Source organism: Synechococcales cyanobacterium T60_A2020_003 (genome assembly GCA_015272205.1).
In the GTDB taxonomy this organism is placed as follows: Bacteria; Cyanobacteriota; Cyanobacteriia; order RECH01; family RECH01; genus JACYMB01.
This window is the reverse complement of record JACYMB010000397.1, coordinates 1-7,044: the sequence shown is the minus strand read 5'-3', so window position 1 is coordinate 7,044 and position 7,044 is coordinate 1. Positions and strand designations below refer to the sequence as shown.

Below are 7,044 nucleotides of genomic sequence, written 5' to 3'. Positions count from 1 at the left end.
GTACCTCAACTCACGCGCCTCTCATCCCGACGCTGACCTTTCAGGTACATCGCGGGGCTTCCCGTCTAAAAGCTAAGTTGTCCTTCAAACAGAAACATATTCAGGACTTACGCACTACGTGCGGCGTCCTGACTCTTTCGGGCGATTTTGCGTGGGTGTACCCACGCAAAATCGCCCAACTGCGTAAGTCCTAACATTGATATGGCGATCCTGTTTGAACCGTGAATGGGTAAGGAATTTAAGCTCATTGTTCAGCAGATTCAGCATTTCATGGCAGATTCGGCATTTCATGAATGACTTAGGACTGCTATGGGGGCGATCGCCCCTGCTCAACGTCGAGATCCGGTAAGATTAGAGCAACACCGCACACGTTATGGAAACAGCGAGGACAAGCGTGACCGTTAAGCCAGACTGGTTAAGAGTAAAAGCACCGCAATGGGAGCGGGTTGGCTCAGTAAAGGAAATTCTGCGCGATTTGCACCTCAACACCGTGTGCGAAGAAGCCTCCTGCCCCAACATTGGTGAGTGTTTTAACCACGGTACGGCGACGTTCCTAATCATGGGCCCCGCCTGCACCCGCGCCTGCCCGTACTGCGATATTGATTTTGAGAAAAAGCCGCAAGCCCTTGACCCGACCGAACCGCTGCGGTTAGCGGAAGCGGTCAAGCGGATGAAGCTTAATCATGTGGTGGTTACGTCCGTAAACCGGGATGATTTGCCCGATGGGGGCGCAGGTCAGTTTGTCCGCTGCATTGACGAAATTCGCAAAAGCTCGCCCGGAACGACCATTGAGGTTTTAATTCCTGACCTTTGCGGCAACTGGGAGGCATTGGAGGTAATCCTACAAGCCGCGCCAGAGGTTCTGAACCATAATACGGAAACCATTCCGCGCCTCTATCGGCGGGTGCGTCCTCAAGGCGACTACCAGCGTACATTGGAACTATTAGACCGGGCACGGCAGCAAGCCCCCTGGCTCTATACTAAGTCCGGCATTATGGTGGGTCTGGGCGAAACCGATGAGGAAGTCCAGCAAGTGATGCGCGACTTGCGATCGGTCGATTGCGACATTCTCACCATTGGTCAATACCTCCAGCCAACGCAGAAGCATTTGGGGGTTCAGGACTTTGTGACGCCAGAACAATTTGAACAGTGGCGCGTGATTGGGGAGGAGATGGGCTTTTTACAGGTCGTATCCTCACCCCTCACCCGCAGTTCCTACCATGCGGAACAGGTGCGATCGCTCATGGAACGCTATCCGCGCGATCGCGCCCCCCAGACATCGACCGCCGTTCAAACGCCCTAAAGCTCAATGAAATCTGCGTAAATTTTGGGCGATCGCGTTGCTGATCGGGCATCCCATCCGCCAATCTGATGAAGACAGAAGGGCGAGGTTGGACATGGCACGCGATCGCATTGGCAATACCCGCAAAACAGCAGAACCTCTAAAACTTGGCACCAAAGCCACCGTTATTCAGGAATCCATTGGCGGGACGGATGCAGCGGACGTTTTCAAAGTTGCCTTTAAAAATCGCACTAGTCTTGACGTTCAGCTTTCAGGCTTGCAAAAGCCCGTCCAGATTGAGCTTCAGACCCAAAAAGGGAAAACGCTATTCACCTCTAGCGCTTTAAGCAAGACCAGCCAGGTTTTAGCCAGAACCGTTGATGCCGGAACCTATTTTCTGGAGGTCTCTGCTCCAAAAGGAGAAACGGTCTACAAACTTTCTGGGGTTGCCAATGGCGATCGCGCAGGTGAAAATCACAAAACCGCTCGCAAGATTAGCCTGAGTTCCAAACTAGCCTCGTTCAAGGACTTTTCAGGCCGCTCTGATCAAACCGACTACTATCGCTTTACCGTAGACCAATCTAGAGAGGTCGATCTATCTCTAACAGGTGTTAGCCAACCTCTAAAACTGATCCTGGAAGACAAGAGCGGAAACGTTCTCAAAACCTCCAAAGCTTCTAAAACGACAAATGCTACCCTTTCGCAAACCTTAGATGTCGGAACCTACTATGCGCGGGTATCCTACAGCGGCAAAGCCGTAGGTACAGCCTATAGACTTCAGGGATCAGTCTTCCCGCCGCTCGTATCTCAAGCGTTTTCGGAGCAGTGGATTACACAATTTGGCAGCAGCGCGAACGACTACGCCTACGATATCGACGTAGACGGAAACGGCAACCTCTACATGGCAGGCTTAACCGAGGGAAACCTTCAGGGTAGCAACAAAGGTGGACGCGATGCCTTCCTAGCTCTCGCAGATTCATCTGGACAAGTGCAGTCCATTCAGCAGTTCAGCACCAGTAATTCAGATGTATTTTCGGGGGTTGCGTTGGGTGGTAATGGCAACATTTACACCGTAGGGGCTAAGAATGTCAAAGCAGCACTACTATCTCCAACGGGGAATGGTGCACTGGGACTCTACACCCGCTCCGGCACAACTCTATCGGAATCCAAACAGGTTTCTTTTTCAGAAGACGACATCACGGCAGGATCGGATATTGCCGTCGATGCAAACAACAATGTCTATGTAGCTGGAGGGGCGATCGCCATCAGTCTATCTCCAAGCAGTACTGGGTTTGTCGCCAAGTTTGATGCAAACGGGAATAAACAAACTCTCGGCAATGACATTGGCTCCATTACCTCCACCGGAGCCGCAACCAGCGTCGCTCTAGATCAGGATGGGAATATCTATGTTGCTGGCATCACCAGAGCTCAAATTCAATTCAATCCCAATAATCCCTATACCGGGGGAGATGCCTTTGTGGCCAAGTTCGACAGCAGTGGGCAACGCCTTTGGTTAAACACTCTGGGGGGGAGGGGAACCGAGGAAGCACGACGGCTAGCCGTTGACAGTAAAGGTAATGTCTATATTGTGGGGAGTACGGAAGGATCGTTACCCGGAAATACCTCGTCGGGCGGCGTCGATGCCTTTGTTGCTAAGTACAACGCCAACGGCAAACGCCTCTGGGTAGACCAGTTTGGCACCGATAGCCTCGATGAAGCCCAAGGAATTGTTGTAGATCCAAATGACAATGTCTATGTGACCGGAGAAACCAATGGTTCGTTATTCAAGACTGCGATTGGCGGATCGGATGCGTGGATTGTGAAGTATGACCCGTTTGGACGAGTGGTGGCCTCGTCACAGATTGGAACCACAAGCGATGACGAAACCTATGGAATTACAGTGGACAATACTGGCAATGTCTACGTTGTGGGTCAAACACTGGGTGACTTTGGTGGCACCAACCAAGGTTCCTACGATGTTTGGTTCGCGAGATATAGCGTAGACAATCTCTAGGGCTGGTACGCACACTGGGAGGCCATCCTAAAAATCGCTTAGAATTGATAAGACTCCTGGGTTGACCTTAACCATGAATTTTCTCTCAAACCTGCTTCCACAAAAAAATCCTGCCCCCCGTATTCGCGCCCAACGGCGGCGGGTGGAAACCAAATCGGACTACGAAATTGAGATTATGCGCCAATCGGGTACGATCGTTGCTACCGTACTCAAGGAAATTTCGGAGCGGGTAGAACCAGGCATCACCACAGCGGATCTCGATGCCTACGCTGAGCAGCGTATTCGCGAAATGGGAGCCACGCCCAGTTTCAAGGGGTACTACGGCTTCCCAGCATCCATCTGTGCATCGGTGAATGATGAGGTTGTTCACGGTATCCCCAATCCCAAGAAAGTGATCCGCAATGGCGATGTTTTGAAGGTCGATGTTGGAGCCTACTTTGAAGGGTTTCATGGCGATTCCTGTATTACGATCGCTGTGGGTAAGGTGAAGCCGAAAGCAGCAGACCTTATCCGAGTCGCCGAGGAAACGCTGTACAAGGGTATTGCGCAAGTGAAGGCTGGAAATTGCCTTCTGGATTTAGCTGGAGCAATGCAGGATCACGCAGAGGCCCACGGGTTTGCCATTGTTGAAAACTATACAGGGCATGGCGTAGGGCGGAATCTCCATGAGGAACCGTCGGTGTTTAACTACCGCACCCACGAGTTACCGAACGTCCGCCTCCGCGCAGGGATGACGCTGGCAATTGAACCGATCCTAAACGCTGGATCGAAGCATACGCGAACCTTGAGCGATCGCTGGACGGTCGTAACCGTGGATCGTTCCCTATCGGCTCAGTTTGAGCACACAGTTTTGGTCACGGAAGACGGATATGAAATTTTGACCGATCGCACCAAGGTCTAAGCATAAATATCCAACGTGCCGGATCATGGTCTGAACCTTGGCTATGCTTGTGGCTCCTACGAAAAAAGACCTGCCAAGCGCAGGTCTTTCTGCAGGTATACATCAGCTTAGAACTGCATGACCTCGTCCTCGCTGGTGTAGTCTTGAACTTCAATGGGTACAGGGCTAACCTTCCAAATCTCGTCGCAGTACTCTTGAATGGTGCGATCGGAGGAAAACTTGCCCATCCGCAGCGCATTCAAGATCGACATTCGTGTCCAGGAACTCTTGTCGGAGAAAGCCCTGCTCACCTGTTCCTGACAGTCAATATAAGCTTGGTAGTCTGCCAAGAGCAGGTAGCGATCGCTGTTTAGCAACGAGTCTACGATCGGTTGAAATAGCTCCATGTCTTTGTTGGAAAAATCGCCTTGGGCGATCGCATCCAACACACCCCGCAACTCTTCATTTTGTTCATAGTATTTGCGCGGCACATAGCCGTGATCTTTCAATGCCTGAACCCGATCGGCAGTAAGACCAAACAGGAAGAAATTCTCGGCCCCCACCTCTTCGCGGATTTCGATATTCGCTCCATCTAGGGTTCCAATCGTCATCGCACCATTCATGGAAAATTTCATGTTTCCAGTGCCAGAGGCTTCCATCCCGGCTGTGGAAATCTGCTCAGACAGATCAGCCGCAGGATAAATCAACTGTCCCAGCGAGACATTAAAGTTCGCCAAAAAGACCACCTTCAACCGTCCCCGCACGCGCGGATCGCGGTTCACCACGTCGCCCACCGCGTTGATCAGCTTCACAATCAGCTTTGCCATGTAGTAGCCCGGTGCAGCCTTCCCTCCAAAAATGAAGGTGCGCGGCGTAATGTCTACATTGGGATTGCGGCGGATCCGGTTGTACAAGGTGATGATGTGCAGCACCGCCAGCAGTTGCCGCTTGTATTCGTGAATCCGCTTCACCTGTACGTCAAACATGGAGTGAACGTCCACATCCACATTGTTGTGGGTACGAATATACTCCATCAACCGCTGCTTGTTGTGCAGCTTGATCTGCTGCCAGCGATCGCAAAACTCTGGATCATCGATGTAGGACTCCAACTGCCGCAGCTTGTCCATGTGGGTGAGCCACGACCGACTGCCCAGTTTTTCCGTATACAGCGTCGCTAAGTTGGAATTACTGAGCAGCAACCAACGACGCGGCGTAACCCCATTCGTCTTGTTGACAAACTTTTCAGGCCACAGGTCGTAAAAATCGCGGAGAACGCTCTGCTTTAGCAGTTCCGTATGCAGTGCCGCGACTCCATTAATCGTGTGGCTCCCCACACAGGCCAAATTTGCCATCCGCACCGCTTTTTCGGGCGATTCTTCAATGATGGACAGGCGTTCTAACTTACCCTCGTCATTGGGATACCAGGACTTCACATCCTCCAAGAACCGATAGTTGATTTCGTAGATGATCTCCATCGGACGAGGTAAGACCCGACCAAAGAGGCTAATTGGCCAGCGCTCCAATGCTTCGGGCATCAGCGTATGGTTAGTGTAGGCGAAGGTGTTTTGGGTGATGTGCCATGCCTGCTCCCACTCCATCTCGTACTCATCGATCAAAAGGCGCATCAGTTCAGCAATACCTACCGTTGGGTGCGTATCGTTGAGCTGAATGGCAAAGTGTTCGTGGAAGTTGTTGAGGCTTGGATGATTGCGCAGGTGGATGCGAATCATGTCCTGCAACGAGGCCGATACAAAGAAATACTGCTGCGCCAATCGCAACTCTCGCCCTTGGGGCGTGTTGTCGTTGGGATAGAGAACCTTCGAGATCGTTTCCGAACTCATTTTTTCGGCAACCGCCTGGTCGTAGTTGCCAGAGTTAAACGCCTCAAAGTTGAACTCTGAACTCGCCTCGGCTTGCCAGAGGCGGAGGGTGTTCACCGTGTTCGTGCTGTATCCCGGTACGGGCGTGTCGAAGGGCAGGGCTACCACCGTCCGTTCGGGAATCCAGCACACGCGGTACTGTCCCTTGCTGTCGTGATAGGTTTCTGTGTAGCCCCCCAGCTTAATTTCCACCTTCGAGTGGGGACGGCTCACTTCCCAGGGATTACCCAGTTGCAGCCAGTTATCGGGAACTTCCACCTGGAATCCCTGCTTGATGACTTGATGGAAAATGCCAAATTCGTAGCGAATGCCATAGCCGATCGCTGGAACCTCTAACGTCGCCAGGGAATCGAGGAAGCAAGCGGCTAATCGTCCCAGACCACCATTGCCGAGACCTGGATCTTCTTCTTGCTCTAACAGTTCATTGAGATCCAGCCCCAAGTCTTCCAGGGCGGTTTTGAACTCTTGATAAATGTCCAGGTTGATCAAACTATTGCCCAGATGCCGTCCCATCAGAAACTCGGCAGAAAGGTAGCACACCACCTTGGATTTGCGCCGATCCAGGTAGGTTTCCTGGGATTTTAACCAGCGATGGAGCAGGCGATCGCGCACTGCATGAGCCAGAGCCATGTAGTAGTCATGGGTGATGGCGATCGAAGGATATTTCCCTTGGGTATAAAATAAATGATCTTTAAATGCACGCTTGAGGGTATCGAGACTGATGCCTGTGCGATCGTCTTCGATCTGGACTTTTACCATCTGCCCCGTTGACGTGGACACGGTAACCGTCGAATCAGTGGAATTAGTGGTCATAAATGATTTCCGTTAAACGCATCAAATGGAGAGGAGCGGCCTTTCAGAATCCTCCATTTCCGGTGTGTGCCTCCTATTCAACAACGGCTCACCCTTGGAAACAGCTACGTATCGCACAATTTTAGCTTCTCCGTGAAAGCCCCGCACTCTGCCGAAGGCGAGTGTCGGGATGAAA

4 protein-coding genes are annotated in these 7,044 nt (G+C 51.8%); 3 read left to right on the top strand and 1 reads right to left on the bottom strand.

Annotated elements, in window-relative coordinates:
• Positions 1–373 precede the first annotated feature (373 nt).
• From lipA to map, 3 genes are all read left to right on the top strand, one after another.
• The gene (lipA, locus tag IGR76_19305; GenBank protein MBF2080597.1) at positions 374–1,303 is read left to right on the top strand and encodes a lipoyl synthase; all 930 of its coding nucleotides are present in this window, start codon (positions 374–376) and stop codon (positions 1,301–1,303) included.
• Between the two features lie 94 nt (positions 1,304–1,397).
• Positions 1,398–3,296, top strand: coding sequence for an SBBP repeat-containing protein (locus tag IGR76_19300; protein MBF2080596.1), 1,899 nt, complete (start codon positions 1,398–1,400; stop codon positions 3,294–3,296).
• A gap of 73 nt (positions 3,297–3,369) precedes the next feature.
• Positions 3,370–4,197: a type I methionyl aminopeptidase gene (gene map / locus IGR76_19295; protein ID MBF2080595.1), complete on the top strand. Its 828-nt coding sequence runs from the start codon at positions 3,370–3,372 to the stop codon at positions 4,195–4,197.
• A gap of 107 nt (positions 4,198–4,304) precedes the next feature.
• Here the strand turns inward: map and IGR76_19290 are convergent, their stop codons facing one another.
• A complete protein-coding gene (locus IGR76_19290; GenBank protein ID MBF2080594.1) occupies positions 4,305–6,869 on the bottom strand; it encodes a glycogen/starch/alpha-glucan phosphorylase in 2,565 nt (854 codons plus the stop codon).
• Positions 6,870–7,044 lie beyond the last annotated feature (175 nt).

What these genes read in the sequence shown, in the direction of transcription:
- lipA (MBF2080597.1), top strand. Translation starts at nt 374, where the DNA reads ATGGAAACAGCGAGGACAAGCGTGACCGTTAAGCCAGACTGGTTAAGA.
- IGR76_19300 (MBF2080596.1), top strand. Translation starts at nt 1,398, where the DNA reads ATGGCACGCGATCGCATTGGCAATACCCGCAAAACAGCAGAACCTCTA.
- map (MBF2080595.1), top strand. Translation starts at nt 3,370, where the DNA reads ATGAATTTTCTCTCAAACCTGCTTCCACAAAAAAATCCTGCCCCCCGT.
- IGR76_19290 (MBF2080594.1), bottom strand. Translation starts at nt 6,869, where the DNA reads ATGACCACTAATTCCACTGATTCGACGGTTACCGTGTCCACGTCAACG.